The organism is Streptomyces sp. NPDC028928 (genome assembly GCF_055564915.1).
The window spans coordinates 23,102-39,550 of record NZ_JBVHVI010000002.1; the positions used below are offsets into that span (position 1 = coordinate 23,102).

Annotated in this window: 9 protein-coding genes; 3 read left to right on the plus strand and 6 right to left on the minus strand. The window is 71.8% G+C overall.

Features of this window, described 5'->3' with window-relative positions; translation table 11 throughout:
• Positions 1 to 475: 475 nt before the first annotated feature.
• Together ACZ4U1_RS05945 and ACZ4U1_RS05950 are read left to right on the plus strand one after the other, a co-directional pair.
• A complete protein-coding gene (locus ACZ4U1_RS05945) occupies positions 476 to 5,425 on the plus strand; it encodes an NAD-glutamate dehydrogenase (RefSeq protein WP_467900159.1) in 4,950 nt (1,649 codons plus the stop codon).
• Between the two features lie 143 nt (positions 5,426 to 5,568).
• On the plus strand, positions 5,569 to 7,002 hold the full coding sequence (locus tag ACZ4U1_RS05950; protein ID WP_467901435.1) for a hypothetical protein: 1,434 nt from the start codon (positions 5,569 to 5,571) through the stop codon (positions 7,000 to 7,002).
• Between the two features lie 42 nt (positions 7,003 to 7,044).
• On the opposite strand, the gene ACZ4U1_RS05955 is transcribed toward ACZ4U1_RS05950, so the two are convergent.
• From ACZ4U1_RS05955 to ACZ4U1_RS05970, 4 genes are all read right to left on the minus strand, one after another.
• Positions 7,045 to 8,709, minus strand: a complete 1,665-nt coding sequence (locus ACZ4U1_RS05955) for a glycosyltransferase family 2 protein (protein ID WP_467900161.1) — start codon at positions 8,707 to 8,709, stop codon at positions 7,045 to 7,047.
• A complete protein-coding gene (locus ACZ4U1_RS05960; protein WP_467900163.1) occupies positions 8,706 to 10,934 on the minus strand; it encodes a CDP-glycerol glycerophosphotransferase family protein in 2,229 nt (742 codons plus the stop codon). Before ACZ4U1_RS05960 ends, ACZ4U1_RS05955 begins: the two co-directional genes overlap by 4 nt.
• Positions 10,935 to 11,035: 101 nt before the next feature.
• Positions 11,036 to 11,914: an ABC transporter ATP-binding protein gene (locus tag ACZ4U1_RS05965; protein ID WP_467900164.1), complete on the minus strand. Its 879-nt coding sequence runs from the start codon at positions 11,912 to 11,914 to the stop codon at positions 11,036 to 11,038.
• A complete protein-coding gene (locus ACZ4U1_RS05970; RefSeq protein ID WP_467900166.1) occupies positions 11,907 to 12,821 on the minus strand; it encodes an ABC transporter permease in 915 nt (304 codons plus the stop codon). Before ACZ4U1_RS05970 ends, ACZ4U1_RS05965 begins: the two co-directional genes overlap by 8 nt.
• 204 nt (positions 12,822 to 13,025) lie before the next feature.
• Between ACZ4U1_RS05970 and ACZ4U1_RS05975 the strand changes: the two genes are divergently transcribed.
• A complete protein-coding gene (locus tag ACZ4U1_RS05975; RefSeq protein ID WP_467900169.1) occupies positions 13,026 to 13,664 on the plus strand; it encodes a TetR/AcrR family transcriptional regulator in 639 nt (212 codons plus the stop codon).
• A gap of 57 nt (positions 13,665 to 13,721) precedes the next feature.
• Here the strand turns inward: ACZ4U1_RS05975 and galE are convergent, their stop codons facing one another.
• Both galE and ACZ4U1_RS05985 read right to left on the minus strand, forming a co-directional pair.
• Positions 13,722 to 14,702 carry a UDP-glucose 4-epimerase GalE gene (gene galE / locus ACZ4U1_RS05980; RefSeq protein ID WP_467900171.1) on the minus strand — a complete coding sequence of 327 codons (981 nt, stop codon included), beginning with the start codon at positions 14,700 to 14,702 and terminating at the stop codon, positions 13,722 to 13,724.
• Positions 14,703 to 14,742: 40 nt separating this feature from the next.
• Positions 14,743 to 16,422 (minus strand): glycosyltransferase family 2 protein, encoded by a 1,680-nt coding sequence (locus ACZ4U1_RS05985; RefSeq protein WP_467901437.1) that lies wholly within the window; start codon positions 16,420 to 16,422, stop codon positions 14,743 to 14,745.
• Positions 16,423 to 16,449 lie beyond the last annotated feature (27 nt).

Genomic DNA, 16,449 nt, shown 5'->3' on the forward strand with positions numbered 1-16,449 from the left:
CGGGGGCGCGGCGGCGCGACCGGTTACGCCACGCGCCCCCGCCCCGCCGCTGTGCAGAACGTCAAACTTCACCCCTCGGTTTTGTACACATACGGCTCATGACGGGCCCCGGGTAAGTGGCGATAGCCTTGTGGCGTGATCAGCGCGATAGCTCGCGGGGGCGATCCTGCTCCTGCCCTGCGCCCGGGTTGCACGGAACACCTCCGTGACCGGGCGGCGGTCGCTGGTCTTCGCGGGCGGGACGGGGGCGCCGACGCCCCCAGGACGCCGAGGACGCTCCGGGACACGGCGGTGCCGAGCGCAGCGTCGCAGTCGACGGGCATGCCGAGAATGGCCGAATACCCCCCGCTCATCTCACCTCGCGGCATAGCGTCGGATCGGACCGGACACCCCGGGCCGTGGCGTCGAGCCGGAGGGAAAGAGACCGTACTTCCTTCTACGTCACGCAACGGCGCGCGACAGGAGCCAGAGGACAATGCAGACCAAGCTGGACGAAGCCAAGGCCGAGCTGCTCGAACGGGCCGCCCGGGTAGCTGAGAACAGCCCGGTCGGGGGGCACCTACCGACCGGGACGACGAGCGAGGGCACCCCCGGCACCCCGGACAGCGAATCCGTGCTCGCGTTCCTCCAGCGTTACTACCTGCACACCGCCCCGGAAGACCTCGCCGACCGCGACCCGGTCGACGTCTTCGGCGCCGCGGTCTCGCACTACCGTCTCGCCGAGAACCGCCCGCAGGGCACCGCGAACGTCCGGGTGCACACCCCCACCGTGGAGGAGAACGGGTGGACCTGCAGCCACACCGTCGTGGAGGTCGTCACCGACGACATGCCCTTCCTCGTCGACTCGGTCACCAATGAGCTGACCCGGCAGGGGCGTGGCATCCACGTCGTCATCCACCCGCAGTTCGTCGTCCGGCGCGATCTGACCGGCAAGCTGATCGAGGTGCTGCCGACCCAGTCCACCGGGCTCACCGGCGACCTCCCGCACGACGCGCACATCGAGTCCTGGATCCACGTCGAGATCGACCGGGAGACCGACCGCGCCGACCTCAAGCAGATCACCGCCGACCTGCTGCGCGTCCTGTCCGACGTCCGCGAGGCCGTCGAGGACTGGGAGAAGATGCGGGACGCGGCGACCCGGATCGCCGACGACCTGGAGAGCGAGCCCGTCCCCGGCGACCTGCCCCGGCCCGAGGTCGAGGAGGCCCGCGAGCTGCTGCACTGGCTGGCCGCGGACCACTTCACCTTCCTCGGCTACCGCGAGTACCAGCTGCGCGACGACGACACCCTCGCCGCCGTCCCCGGCACCGGTCTCGGCATACTGCGCTCGGACCCGCACCACGCGCAGGACGACCAGCACCCCGTCAGCCCGTCCTTCGAGCGGCTCCCGGCCGACGCCCGCGCCAAGGCCCGCGAGCACAAGCTGCTGGTGCTGACCAAGGCCAACAGCCGGGCCACCGTGCACCGGCCGTCGTACCTGGACTACATCGGCGTCAAGAAGTTCGACGCGGACGGCAACGTCGTCGGTGAGCGCCGCTTCCTCGGCCTGTTCTCCTCCGCCGCCTACACCGAGTCCGTGCGCCGCGTCCCCGTCATCCGCCGCAAGGTGGACGAGGTGCTGGAGCGCGCCGGGTTCTCGCCCAACAGCCACGACGGCCGCGACCTGCTCCAGATCCTGGAGACCTACCCGCGCGACGAGCTGTTCCAGACCCCGGTCGCCGAACTGCAGTCCATCGTCACGAGCGTGCTCTACCTGCAGGAACGCCGCCGGCTGCGGCTGTACCTGCGCCAGGACGAGTACGGCCGCTACTACTCGGCCCTCGTCTACCTCCCGCGCGACCGCTACACCACCGGCGTCCGCCTCAGGATCATCGACATCCTGAAGGAGGAGCTGGGCGGCACCAGCGTCGACTTCACCGCCTGGAACACCGAGTCGATCCTGTCCCGGCTGCACTTCGTCGTCCGGGTCCCGCAGGGCACCGAGCTGCCCGAGCTGTCGGACAGCGACAAGGAACGCATCGAGGCCCGCCTGGTCGAGGCGGCCCGCTCCTGGGCCGACGCGTTCGCCGAGGCGCTGACCGCCGAGTGCGGCGAGGAGCGCGCGGCCGAGGTGCTGCGCCGCTACAACCACGCCTTCCCCGAGGGCTACAAGGCCGACCACAGCCCGCGCGCGGCGGTCGCCGACCTGGTCCACATGGAGCAGCTCGGCGAGGACAAGACCTTCTCGCTGAGCCTGTACGAGCCGGTGGGCGCCGCGCCCGACGAGCGCCGCTTCAAGATCTACCAGAAGGGCGGCTCGGTCTCCCTCTCCAAGGTGCTGCCGGTGCTGAGCCGGCTCGGCGTCGAGGTCACCGACGAGCGGCCGTACGAACTGCGCTGCGCCGACCGCACCACCGCCTGGATCTACGACTTCGGTCTGCGCATGCCCAAGGCGGTGAGCGTCAGCGGGGAATACGCCGGCGACGACGCCCGCGAGCGGTTCCAGGACGCGTTCGCCGCGACCTGGACCGGCAAGGCCGAGAACGACGGCTTCAACGCCCTGGTGCTGAGCGCCGGGCTGAACTGGCGGCAGGCGATGGTGCTGCGCGCCTACGCCAAGTACCTGCGGCAGGCCGGCTCGACCTTCTCGCAGGACTACATGGAGGACACCCTCCGCAACAACGTCCACACCACCCGGCTGCTGGTCTCCCTGTTCGAGGCGCGGATGTCCCCGGACCGGCAGCAGGCCGGCCTGGAGATCACCGACGCCCTGCTGGAGGAGCTGGACGCGGCCCTGGAGCAGGTGGCCAGCCTGGACGAGGACCGCATCCTGCGGTCCTTCCTGACCGTCATCAAGGCGACCCTGCGCACCAACTTCTTCCAGGAGGCGCTCGGCGGCCAGCCGCACGACTACGTCTCCATGAAGTTCGACCCGCAGGCCATCCCGGACCTGCCCGCGCCGCGCCCGGCGTACGAGATCTGGGTGTACTCGCCGCGCGTGGAGGGCGTGCACCTGCGCTTCGGCAAGGTCGCACGCGGTGGTCTGCGCTGGTCCGACCGGCGTGAGGACTTCCGCACCGAGATCCTCGGCCTGGTCAAGGCGCAGATGGTGAAGAACACCGTCATCGTGCCGGTCGGCGCCAAGGGCGGCTTCGTCGCCAAGCAGCTGCCGGACCCGGGCGTGGACCGCGACGCGTGGCTCGCCGAGGGCATCGCCAGCTACAAGACGTTCATCTCGGCGCTGCTGGACATCACCGACAACATGGTGGCCGGCGAGGTCGTGCCGCCGCAGGACGTGGTCCGGCACGACGGCGACGACACCTACCTGGTGGTCGCCGCCGACAAGGGCACCGCGACCTTCTCGGACATCGCCAACGAGGTCGCGAACACCTACAACTTCTGGCTCGGCGACGCCTTCGCCTCCGGCGGTTCGGCCGGCTACGACCACAAGGGCATGGGCATCACCGCGCGTGGCGCCTGGGAGTCCGTCAAGCGGCACTTCCGCGAGCTGGGCGTGGACACGCAGAGCGAGGACTTCACGGTCGTCGGCATCGGTGACATGTCCGGTGACGTGTTCGGCAACGGCATGCTGCTCTCCGAGCACATCCGCCTGGTCGCCGCCTTCGACCACCGGCACATCTTCATCGACCCCACCCCGGACGCGGCCGTTTCCTACGCCGAGCGCCGCCGCCTGTTCGAGCTGCCCCGCTCCAGCTGGGCCGACTACAACACCGATCTGCTGTCGGCGGGCGGCGGGATCTTCCCGCGCACGGCCAAGTCGATCCCGCTCAACAGCCACATCCGCGAGGCCCTCGGCATCGAGGGCAAGGTCACCAAGATGACCCCGGCGGACCTGATGAAGACGATCCTCAAGGCGCCGGTGGACCTGCTGTGGAACGGCGGCATCGGCACGTACGTGAAGGCGTCCACGGAGTCGAACGCCGACGTCGGCGACAAGGCCAACGACGCGATCCGCGTCGACGGCAAGGACCTCAGGGTCAAGGTCGTCGGCGAGGGCGGCAACCTGGGCCTGACCCAGCTCGGCCGGATCGAGTTCGCGCTGCACGGCGGCCGGATCAACACCGACGCGATCGACAACAGCGCCGGTGTGGACACCTCCGACCACGAGGTGAACATCAAGATCCTGCTGAACGGCCTGGTCGCGGACGGCGACATGACCGTCAAGCAGCGCAACAAGCTGCTCGCCGAGATGACCGACGAGGTCGGCGCGCTGGTCCTGCGCAACAACTACGCGCAGAACACCGCCCTGGCCAACGCCCTGTTCCAGGCCAAGGACATGCTCCACGCCCAGCAGCGGTTCATCCGCCACCTGGTGCGCGAGGGCCACCTGGACCGGGCGCTGGAGTTCCTGCCCACCGACCGTCAGATCCGCGAGCGCCTCGCCGGTGGCCAGGGTCTGACCGGCCCGGAGACGGCCGTCGTCCTGGCGTACACGAAGATCACGGTCGCCGAGGAGCTGCTGCACACCTCGCTGCCGGACGACCCGTACCTGCGCGGCCTGCTGCACGCCTACTTCCCGACGGCCCTGCGCGAGCGGTTCGCCGAGGCGATCGACAACCACCCGCTGCGCCGCGAGATCACCACGACCGTGCTGGTCAACGACACGGTCAACACGGGCGGTACGACGTATCTGCACCGGCTGCGCGAGGAGACCGGAGCCTCCCTGGAGGAGATCGTCCGCGCCCAGACCGCGGCCCGCGCGATCTTCTGCTCGGCACCGGTGTGGGACGCGGTCGAGGCCCTGGACAACAAGGTCGACGCCGCCGTCCAGACCCGCATCCGCCTCCACTCGCGCCGCCTGGTCGAGCGCGGCACCCGCTGGCTGCTCAACAACCGGCCGCAGCCGCTGCAGCTCGCCGAGACGGTCGAGTTCTTCGCCGAGCGGGTCGAGCGGGTCTGGCAGGAGCTGCCGAAGCTGCTGCGCGGCGCGGACCTGGAGTGGTACCAGCACGTGTACGACGAGCTGTCCGCGGCCGGAGTCCCGGACGAACTCGCCACCCGCGTGGCCGGCTTCTCCTCCGCCTTCCCGAGCCTGGACATCGTGTCGGTGGCCGACCGCATGGGCAAGGAGCCGCTGGACGTCGCCGAGGTCTACTACGACCTCGCCGACCGGCTGCACATCACCCAGCTCATGGACCGCATCATCGAGCTGCCCCGCGCCGACCGCTGGCAGTCCATGGCCCGCGCCTCCATCCGCGAGGACCTGTACGCGGCCCACGCGGCCCTCACCGCGGACATCCTCGCGGTGGGCAACGGGACCTCGACGCCGGAGCAGCGGTTCAAGGCCTGGGAGCAGAAGAACAGCGCGATCCTGAGCCGGGCGCGCACCACGCTGGACGAGATCCGCGGGTCGGACTCCTTCGACCTCGCCAACCTGTCGGTGGCGATGCGGACGATGCGGACGCTGCTGCGCACGCACTCGTAGCGGTACGACACGACAGGCGCCCCCGGCAGTGCACCGGGGGCGCCTGCTTTAGGGTCGACGGTGTGCACACCGCGCCGTCCGACACCGAACAGGTGAGCCCCACGGCACCATCGAGCAGCTCCGCGTCGCGCGCCGGCCGGGAGCTGCCGCAGATCGCCGCCGCGCTCGTCGTGGTGCTGCTGCTCCTGGTCGTCGTCCGCCTCCCCTGGGCGGGCGACCTCGGCATGCACGCGGCAACCGTCCAGCGCCTGGGGCACAGCCTGCTGCACCCCGGGAACCCGCTGGTCGACGCCGACACGCCGAGCCCGTACTACTCACCCTGGATGCTGCTGCTCGGCACCGTCGCCAAGGTGACGGGCCTGTCGGTCTTCGTGGTCCTGCGCCTGGCCGCGCTCGCCGGACTGGGCCTGCTGGTGACCGGGGTACGGCGCTACGTCCGCACCCTCAGCGACCACCGCGCCGCCCCCGCGCTGGCCTTCCTGAGCCTGCTGCTCCTCTGGGGCCCGCTGCTGTTCAACTGGAGCGGCTTCCTCGGGCTGAACTCCCTCGCGCTGACGGTGTCGTACCCCAGCGTGTTCGCGCTCGGGCTCACCTTCCACTTCTGGTCCTGGCTGACGCGGACGGTGCGCGGCTCGGCCGCCGGACGGGGGGCGTGCCTGGGCCTGGGCGTGCTGTGGGCGCTGATCCTGCTGTGCCACCAGTTCACGGGTGTCGTGGCGTCGTTGGGCGGGCTGGCCATGGTGCTCGCGGCACGGCCGGCGCGCGGTGTGCTGCTCCGGCTCGGCTCCGGGCTGCTCCTGGGGCTGGTGGTGCTGTGGCTCTGGCCGTACTACGACTTCTTCGCGCTGTTCTCCGCCGGCGCGGACCTGGAGGCCATCCACCGGCCGCTGTACGAGGACCTGGCCGCGCGGTTCGGGTTCGTACTGCTCGGGGTGGTGGCGCTGGGCTTCCGCTGGCGCCGGGACCACCGCGACCCGCTGGTCCTCTTCTTCCTGTCCGGCGCGCTGGTGTTCGCGGCCGGGGGCCTCACCGGCCACTACTCCTGGGGCCGCGCCCTGCCCGCCGCGCTCGTCCCGGCGCAGCTCGCGGCCGCGGTCGAGGTGGTATCGGCGGGGCGGGCCGTGGTGCGGAGGGGGTGGGCGTGCCTGCTGCTCGCCGCGCTGGCGGCCGGGGCGTGGACGCAGGCCGGGACGCTCGGGTACGTGGTGCCGCGGGACGCGCTGCCGGGGGTGGTCGCGGAGAAGTACCGGGTGCCGTGGGTGGGGTACCAGTGGATCGTGCGGGCGGGGGTGCGGTACGGGGATGTGGTGATGGCTCGTACGTTTCCGGCTCGGCAGATCCCGGCGTACGGGGCGTACACCGTGGCGCCGGGGTATCCCGATGTGTTCCTTTCGGATGCGGGGCGGAGGGAGGCGGCGGTGGAGCGGTACTTCTCGACGGCGACGGGGGGTGCGGAGCGGCGGGGGATTCTGCGGGAGTACGGGGTGAAATGGGTCGTGGGGGGCAGCCCGGCGCCGTGGCTCCGCACGGTGGCGGTGGGCCCGGGCGGCCAGACCCTGTACCGAGTGGTGCCCTGAGCTGTAGCGCCCCGAAGGGGCGCCGGCGCTCCGAAACGCCCCTTACTTCAGCGCACTCGCCACCAGCCGCGCAGCGCTCCGTACCCGGGGCCGGGCGATCCTGCGGATCAGAGGTCGGGTGACCTGGGCCGTCACCCCCACCGGAGTCCAGCGGAGCTGTAGGCGGCCGGGGTTGCGGGACTCTGGTTCGAGGGTCACCTGGTGGGGGGCGGCGCCGGAGTGGTAGGGGATGCGGATCGTGCGGGTCGGGAAGTCCAGCGGGGCGAGGAGCAGGGCCGAGTTGGACAGGCCCTGCTGGTCCAGGCGGAGCAGGGGGTGTCGTACGCCCGCGAAGCCGTGCAGCGGGACCGGGGCCGACGCGAGGTCCAGGCGGACCGTGCCTTCGAAGACGCCCGGGCGGACCGGGTCCAGGCGGAAGGGCACCGTCATGCGGCGTCTGCCGGGGGTGAGGAGCAGGGACGCGCGCTGGGGGCCGACCGGCAGGCGCAGGCCGGGGTCGTACGTGCGGATCGTGAGGGTCAACGAGGCGCCGGGGCCGGGTGTCAGCTCCGTGATCTCGTGGCGGAAGTGGGCCGTGGGGAAGGGCCGTGTGTCCAACTCCAGCTCGGACACGTCCAGTTCGCGGCGGGCGCGGTCCGTCGACGGGACCCTGTCGCCCCAGTACGGGACCCCTGTACCGTCCGTGGTCACCTGCCGCGGCGCCACCGCGTGCCCCAGCCCGCGTGCCGCCAGCCGGGCCTCGGCCGTGCGGCCGTCCCGCAGCAGCTCCAGCACCACCCGCTCGGCGCGGGGCAGCCGGGCGTAGGCGTCGGGGGAGAGCGTGTCCAGGTAGGGGTTCATGATGTCCGCGAAGGACGCCAGCCACTCCTCGTCCCGGTACGGCAGGTCGCCCGCGTACATCCGGAAGTCGTGCTTGAGGAACTTGTAGTCCTTGTCCTCCCGCAGCCCCGCGTGCCCGCTGCTCACCAGGAAGTCGTCGATCAGCCGCTGCACATGCACCCGGTCGCGCACGTTGGAGATCTTGTGCCGCTGGTTGGAGATGGAGGCGGAGGCCGCCGCGGCGAACGGCTCGATGTACCAGACGTACACCGGCTCCGGGATGATCGTGAACGCCTTCGCCAGGCAGTACGCCTGCGCCGAGAACAGCTGGTCCTCGTAGTGGATGCCCTCGGGGAAGCGCAGCTGGTGGCGGTCCAGGAAGGCGCGGGCGTACATCTTGCTGGTCGACAGGTGCTCGAAGAGGAGACGGGGGTCCTGCTCGATGCCCTCGACCGTGCGGCGCTCGCTGACCAGGTGCGGCATCCAGGTCGAGCGGCGGCCGTTGTCCACCCGGACCCGGCGGACCGCGCCCATGGCGAAGTCCACCTCCCGCTCCCGGTGCGCGGCGAGCAGCAGCTCCACGGCCCGCGGCGGCAGTTCGTCGTCGCTGTCGAGGAACATCAGGTACGGCGCCCGGGCGATCTCGATGGCCCGGTTGCGCGGTGCGCTGCACCCGCCGCTGTTCTCCGGCAGCCGGATGTAGCGGATGCGGTGGTCCTGGGCGGCCAGCTCCCGGGCCACCCGCGGGGTGTCGTCGGTCGAGTGGTCGTCGCTGATGACGATCTCGATGTTCGCGTGCGTCTGGGCGCGCAGCGAGGCGACCGCGCGGGGGAGGCGGGCCGCGTCGTTGAAGACGATGACCGTGACCGTGACGTCGGGGATGGTCATGCCGTGGCCTCCTCGGGCGTCGGGGCGGGGGTGCGGTCCTCGATGGGGAGCACGGGTGGCAGCGACTCCTCCGGTTCGCCCAGGAACACCCGGCGTACGACCCGTTCGGCGGCGCGCCCGTCGTCGTACTCGCAGAACCGGCGCCGGAACGCGGCCCGCGCCTTGGCCGCGCTGTCGTCGCGCCAGGCGCCGGAGACGAAGATCTCCGCGAGTTCCTCCTGGGTGCGGGCGACCTGGCCGGGGTGTTCGGCCATCAGGTCGAAGTAGACGCCGCGGGTGGTGCGGTACGTCTCCCAGTCGTCGGCGTAGACGACGATCGGGCGGTCCAGGTTGGCGTAGTCGAACATGATCGAGGAGTAGTCCGTGACCAGCGCGTCGGCGGCCAGGCAGAGTTCCTCGACGGGGTCGTAGGAGGAGACGTCGATGATCCGGCCGGAGCGGCGCAGGCCGGTCAGCGGGGAGGCGGCGCCGCCGTAGAAGTAGTGGGCGCGGACCAGCAGGACGGTGTCCTCGCCGAGGCGGTCGGCGAGGGCGGCGAGGTCGAGGCGGGGGGTGAAGCCGGCCTCGTAGTCGCGGTGGGTGGGGGCGTAGAGGACGGCGGTCCTGCCGGGGGCGATGCCGAGGCGCTCGCGGGCGGCGCGGACGTCGGCTGCCGTGGCGGTGTAGAAGACGTCGTTGCGCGGATAGCCGTAGTCCAGCGAGGTGTAGCGGGACGGGTAGGCGCGCTCCCACATGCGGGTGGAGTGGCTGTTGGCGCTGACGCTGTAGTCCCACTTGTCGATCCGGGCCAGCAGGGCGGCGAAGTCCAGGCCCTTGGCGGCGGCCGGGTGGTCCATCTGGTCCATGCCCATGCGTTTGAGCGGGGTGCCGTGGTGGGTCTGGAGGTGGATGGAGCCCGGGCGTTTGACCACCGCGTTCGGGAAGTTGACGTTGTTCGTCAGGTACGTGGCGGTGGCCAGGGTCTCCCAGTAGCGGCGGGTACCGGGGACGACGTGGTCGGTGCCGGGCGGCAGCAGGGCCGCGTTCTCCTTGTTCACCACCCACACCGGGTGGATGTGCGGGGCGAGTTCGGCGAGTTTCGCGGCGATCGCGGCGGGGTTGCAGGCGACCCCGCGGTCCCAGTAGGCCGCGAAAACGGCGAGGTTGGGGTCCAGGGGGCGGCCGAGGGCGCGCTGGTACTGGTGGTCGCGGACCTTGGCGCCGAGGCGCCGCTTGCGGGTCCGTACGGCCTTGCGGGCGGCGCGGCGGGTGCGGTTGGCCGCCTGGAACGCGCGGTACTTGGCGTAGGCGCCCTCCTCCAGCAGCGAGTGCCGTACGCCCTCCAGGCCCGCCGGGCGCCGGTGGCCCTCGGGACGCCAGCGGACCGCGGCCAGGGAGGCGCGGTGGAAGAACTCGCGGGCCACCGGGGCGGGCAGGTCCTCGCGGGCGAAGGTGCGCAGCAGGTCGCGCACCATCAGGTCGTACAGCACCGTGTGGGGGCCGCGGCGGTCCCTGGTGAGCGGGAGCAGGGACTCGTAGCGGTCGATGAGCGCGAGCCGGTCCTCGGGGGCGCGCGGCGGCAGGCTCTCGGGGCGCAGTACGCGGTGGTCGTACGCCGGCTGGTTCAGGCAGGCGACGCGGCCGGCGTGCAGCAGGGCCGCGTGGGCGGCGCGCGGCTCGTCGTCGGTGTTCAGCTGCTCCTCGTGGGCCTGCCAGAAGGCGGCGAGCAGGGCGCGGTTGCCGAGCAGCGGGGTGAGTCGCAGCAGGTCGACGGCCTCGTGCAGGGGCAGGGCCGCCCGGCCGACGGCGGCGAGGTGGCGGCCGTCGCGGGAGGGGCGGGCGGCGGTCTGCCAGGTGGTGGTGACGTGGTCGAAGAGGAGGACGTCGACGGGCTCGGGGGGCTCCGGGGCGGCTGTGGCGGCCGCGGCGTCCAGTTCGGCGGTCCGTTCGGCGATCAGGCGGGGCGCGCCGGCCGGCAGGCCGTCCTTGGCGTGGACGAAGTGCAGCCAGCGGCCGGAGGCGCGGGCGGCGCCGGCCGCCCTGGCCGCCGGGTCACCCGTGCCGTCCGGCAGCGGTACGACGATCGTCTCGGGGGCGTGGCCCTCGGCCGTCTCCCGGGCCCAGTCGCCGACCGCGGCGACGATCACCTCGGCGTCGGCGAGCGGGTGGGCCTCCAGGGAGTCCAGAAGCTCGGTCAGATGCCCCTGTGCGTTCGGCCCGTAGACGATCACACTCAGCTGGGGCATCGCAGTGGACTCCTTCGGCTCGCGGTCTCCGGGCGCACCCTTCATAACATACTGTCATTAAGCGGATGAAAGGGATAACTGCGCTTGGCGTAAGGGCTGACTCAGGAAGGAAGAGCGACTTTCGGCGCGTCCGGTTGCGATGTGTCCGTTTTTGTGGCGGCAGCCTTCGGTGCGGGCTTCTTCGGGGCCGGTTTCTTGTCGCCGGTGAAGGCCTCGTACTCCTTCATGACCTCCTCGGTCGGCCCGTCCATGCGCAGTTCGCCGCGCTCCAGCCACAGGACCCGCTCGCAGGTGTCCCGGATGGACTTGTTGTTGTGGCTGACCAGGAACACCGTGCCCGCGCGCTGCCGCAGTTCCCGGATCCGCGCCTCGGAGCGCTTCTGGAAGGAACGGTCGCCGGTGGCCAGGGCCTCGTCGATGAGCAGGACGTCGTGGTCCTTGGCGGCGGCGATGGAGAAGCGGAGCCGGGCGGCCATGCCGGAGGAGTAGGTGCGCATCGGCAGGGTGATGAAGTCGCCCTTCTCGTTGATCCCGGAGAAGTCCACGATGTCCTGGTAGCGCTCCTTGATCTGTTCCCGGGTCATGCCCATGGCGAGGCCGCCGAGGAAGACGTTCCGCTCGCCCGTGAGGTCGTTCATCAGGGCCGCGTTGACGCCCAGCAGGGAGGGCTGGCCGTCGGTGTAGATGTGCCCGTTCTCCACCGGGAGCAGGCCCGCGACCGCCTTCAGCAGGGTCGACTTGCCGGAGCCGTTGGTCCCGATGAGCCCGATCGCCTCACCCTTGTAGGCGACGAACGACACTTTCTTCACCGCGTGCACCCGGCGTACGCCGGCCGCCCGCTCGGTCTGCTCGCGGCGCAGGATGCGGTTGAGGGCGGCGGTGGCGGAGCCGCGGCCCGCGCCGGTGCCGTTGACCCGGTAGACGATGTCGACGCGGTCGGCGACGACGGTGGGGACCTTGTCGTTCACGTTCTCAGCCACGGCCGTACGTCTCCTCAGCCTTCCAGAAGTAGATGAAGCCGCCGATGCCGGCGAGCAGGGCCCAGCCGGTGGCCACCGCCCACACGTGCGGGGGCAGCTGGTGCGCGTGGAAGCTGTCGATCAGCGCGAACCGCATGAGGTCGATGTAGACCGCGGCCGGGTTGAGCTCCAGCAGGACGGTGACGATGTGCGGCAGGTCGTCTTTCCTGGCCAGCTTGTCGATGCTCCACATCACGCCGGACACGTACATCCACGTGCGCAGCACGAACGGCATGAGCTGGGCGATGTCCGGGGTCCTGGCACCCATCCGCGCCACGATCATGGACACCCCGGCGTTGAACGTGAACTGGAGCACCAGGGCCGGGAGCGCCAGCACCCAGGAGGCGGCGACCGGAACCCCGAAGCAGAGCAGGATGACGATCAGCGCGGCCATCGAGAACAGCAGCTGCTGGAGCTGCTGGAGCGCGAAGGAGATCGGCAGGGCGGCGCGCGGGAAGTGCAGGGCGCGGACGAGGCCGAGGTTGCCGGAGATGGCGCGGGTGCCCGCCATGATCGAGCTTTGCGTGAACGTCCAGATGAAAACGCCCGTGACCAGGAACGGCACGTAGTCGGGCACGTTGTGCTTGGTGCCGAGCAGCACGCCGAAGATGAAGTAGTAGACCGCCGCGTTCAGCAGCGGGGTCATGACCTGCCAGACCTGGCCGAGCTTCGCCTGGCTGTACTGCGCGGTGAGCTTGGCGGTGGCGAAGGCGCTGATGAAGTGGCGGCGGGCCCACAGCCGGCGGACGTACTCCGGCAGGGAGGGGCGGGCCCCGCTGACCGACAGGCCGTGCCGGGCGGCCAGCGCCGCGAGGTCGTCGGCGGCCGGGGCCTGGGTCGGGGGCGGTGTGTGGAGGACCTGGCTCACATCCGCTGCTTTCGCTCGGGGGCGGGGGTGCTGCGTCCGACTTTCGCCGGGATCGTCGCGTTCGTGGCCGTCGCCCGGCGTTTCCTTACGCTTCTCTTCACGTTCTCTTACGTCGGGACGGGACCGTATCGTCGCAACGTGAGCGTAGGCGCAACGGACGTCGGAACGCAACCGTTTCGTCGTGACGCCCCTATGCTGTGCGGTATGACGACGAACGCCGCCGAGTCCGCCGACGAGCCGCCGGCGCGTCCGCGCCGCCGGGCGCCCGCCGGGGCTGCCGTGCTCCGGGAGGACGTGACCGAGGCCATCCGGGCGGCCGTCTTCGAGGAGCTGGCCGCCGTCGGCTACGCCCGCATGTCCATCGAGGGGATCGCCCGCCGGGCCGGGGTCGGCAAGACGGCGGTGTACCGGCGGTGGCGGTCGAAGCTCCACCTGGTTCTGGACGTGGTGTCGGCGCTGGCGGTGACCGGGTTCCCGGTGCCGGACACCGGCTCACTGGAGGGTGACCTGCGGCTGCTGTACGAGGTCACGTCCCGCGCCCTCCGGCACCCCGTGGCGTCCCAGATCATCCCCGACCTCCAGGCCGAGGCGGCCCGCAATCCCGACCTCGCGGAGGCCTTCCAGAAGGCGCTGCGGGACGGTCAGGAGGGGGTGGCCAGCCGGATCGTGGCGGCGGCGGAGGCGCGCGGGGAGGTGCCGGCGGGACTTGACCCCGAGCTGGTGCTCGATCTGATCTCCGGTCCGCTGTACTGGCGCTCGGTGGTGGTACGGTCCCCGAAGCTGCCGAAGGGGTATCTGGAGAAGCTGGCGCGGGCTACGGCGGGTGCGCTGAAGGCGTTGTGAGCCGCCCTGCGGCGCAGCCTCAGCCGGCGACGGACCATGGCCCCCACGGCGCGTTGCCTACGACCGCGCCGCTTCCGGGTGCAGTCGCACCCAGCCCTCCCATGCCGACGTGATCATGTCCTGGACGTCGTACTTGGCGTGCCAGCCCAGTTCCGTGGCGATGCGGCTGGCCGAGGCGACCACGCGGGCGGGGTCGCCGGGGCGGCGCGGGGTGACGGTCGGGGGGCGGTTGTAGCCGGTGACCGCGTTGACACGGTCGATCATCTCGCGGACCGACACCCCCTCCCCGCGGCCGATGTTGAAGGTCAGGTCGGCACCCGGCGCGGAGCGCAGCGCGCGGGCGACGGTCACGTGGGCCTCGGCCAGGTCGGCCACGTGGATGTAGTCGCGGACGCACGTGCCGTCGGGCGTCGGGTAGTCGTCGCCGAAGATCCGTGGCGCCGCGCCCTCCGTGAGCCGCTCGAAGACCATCGGGATCAGGTTGGACACGCCGGTGTCGGCGAGTTCGGGGGTAGCCGCGCCGGCCACGTTGAAGTAGCGCAGCGACGCCGTGGCGAGGCCGGTCGCCCGGCCCGTGGCGCTCACCAGCCATTCGCCGGCCAGTTTCGTCTCGCCGTAGGGGGACAGCGGCCGGCAGGGGGTCTCCTCGGTCACCAGGCCGACGTCGGGCATGCCGTACACGGCCGCCGAGGAGGAGAAGAGGAAGGACGGGATCCGGGCCGCCGTCACCGCCTCCAGCAGGACACGCAGACCCTCGACGTTCTCCCGGTAGTAGTGCAGCGGGCGCTCCATCGACTCGCCCACCTGCTTCTTCGCCGCCAGATGGACGACCCCGGTGATCCCGTGCTCGGCGAGGGCGCGGGTCACCCGCTCCGCGTCCAGGGTCGAGCCGCGCACCAGCGGGACCTCGGCCGGTACGCGCTCGGCGACCCCCGTGGACAGGTCGTCGTAGACGACCGTGCGCTCACCCGCCTCGGTCATCGCGCGGACGACGTGCGCCCCGATGTATCCGGCGCCGCCGGTGATCAGCCAGGTCATGTGCGGCCATCCCCTCGTCGTTCTTCGGTCGGCCCGTGTCTCAGTGAAGCAGGCGGCGCAGCCGGCCGCGGAGCACCCTCAGCACTCCGCTCAGGCCCGTCGCCACCCGCACCGCCAGTGCGCCGGAGTGCGTGGCGTACGGCTGTGCCAGGAGTACGCCGTGCACGGCGCTCGGGACGGCGCGGCGGCGTAGTCGGCCGGCGCCCGTGAGGGCGTGCGCCGTGACCTCCCGCTGCTCGCCGTCCGCGAAGCGGAGCGTCAGCCGCAGGTCCCAGGTGCCCGAACCGAGCCCCGCCAGGTCGACGGGAACCTGGGCCGACCAGGTGCCCGCGGCGTCCGCGGCGTCCGTGGCGTCCGTGGCGTCCGCGGTGTCCGGGCCGCAGGGCGTGAGTGCCACCGTCGTGCGCCCGCGCGTACGGTCGTCGTCGCGCGCGTGCCACTCCACGTCCACCTCGCGCGGGTCCGCCTCGGCCACCCTGCCGTACAGCTCGTGCAAGCGCAGGCGCAGCACCGAGGCACCCGCGCGGGGGCGCAGTTCCGCGTCCACCGCGAGCGGGAGCGTGGGGACGGGCCGGTCCAGCAGGGGGGCCAGCGAGACCTGGGGGAGGTCGGGAGACCAGACCGGGGTTCCGTCGGCCGTGCGGGCGTACGGCGGGAGCATGCGCGCCGGGCGGGCGGCGAGTTCCCGCAGGCGGGGCAGGTCGCGCGGCTCGGGCGACTCCAGGACGACCCGGCCGATCAGGCGGCCGGGCGCGGCGGGGTTCAGCTCCCAGTCGGCCGCGTCGTAGCGCGCGAGGTGCTCCCGGGTGCGCGCCCACCACGCACGCCGGTAGTGCGCGTCGCGCAACCCCAGCTCGCGGGCGTACATCCGCACCTCGTGGTCGAGGAACTTGGCGCGTGCCGCCCGCGCCAGCTCCTTCTGCCCGGCGCCCAGCAGAATGTCGTACGCCAGCGCGCACGCCTCGACGCGCGCCGCCCAGTTGTCGACGTGCCCCCGGTCCAGCGAGAGCGACAGCCGCTCGGCCGACCGGCGTACCTGCCACACGTACACCCGGTCCGGTACGAGCGCGATGCGCGGGCCGGTGGCCAGCACGCGCGCGGTGAAGACGATGTCCTCGTAGAGGAAGCGGCCCTCGGGGAAGCGGATGCCGTGATCGCGCAGGAAGTCGGTGCGGTACAGCTTGTTGACGCACAGCGTGTCGTGGACCAGGCGGGGGCGCTGGGCGGGGCCGGCCAGGACGGTGTGCTCCGTGTACAGGGGCGCCTGCCAGGACTGTTCACGTCCCGAGGGCAGCTCCCGGCGCACGCACAGGCCGCTCGCGACCTCGGCGCGCGCCTCGGTGGCCGCTGCCAGCAGCGCGTCCACCGCGCCGGGCGGCAGCACGTCGTCGCTGTCCAGGAACATCACGTACGGCGCCGTCGCCGCGTCGATCCCGGTGTTGCGCGGACTGCCGCAGCCGCCGCTGTTCACGCTCCGGCGCACCACCCGCAGCCGTGGCTCGTCGGCGGCCAGCCGGGCGAGCAGTTCCGCACTGCCGTCGGTGGAGCAGTCGTCGACGGCGATCACCTCGGCGACCGCGGGCCCCTGCGCCAGCGCCGAACGCACCGCATCGCCCACATGGGCGCGGTCGTTGTAGCCGATGACGACGACGGCTGCCTGAGGCGCCGGTGCCGGGTGCGGTTCAGGCGCTTCTGAGGGTTCTGGCGGTTCTGGATGCATGGGGTCCACGGGCCGGGAGCGTACGAA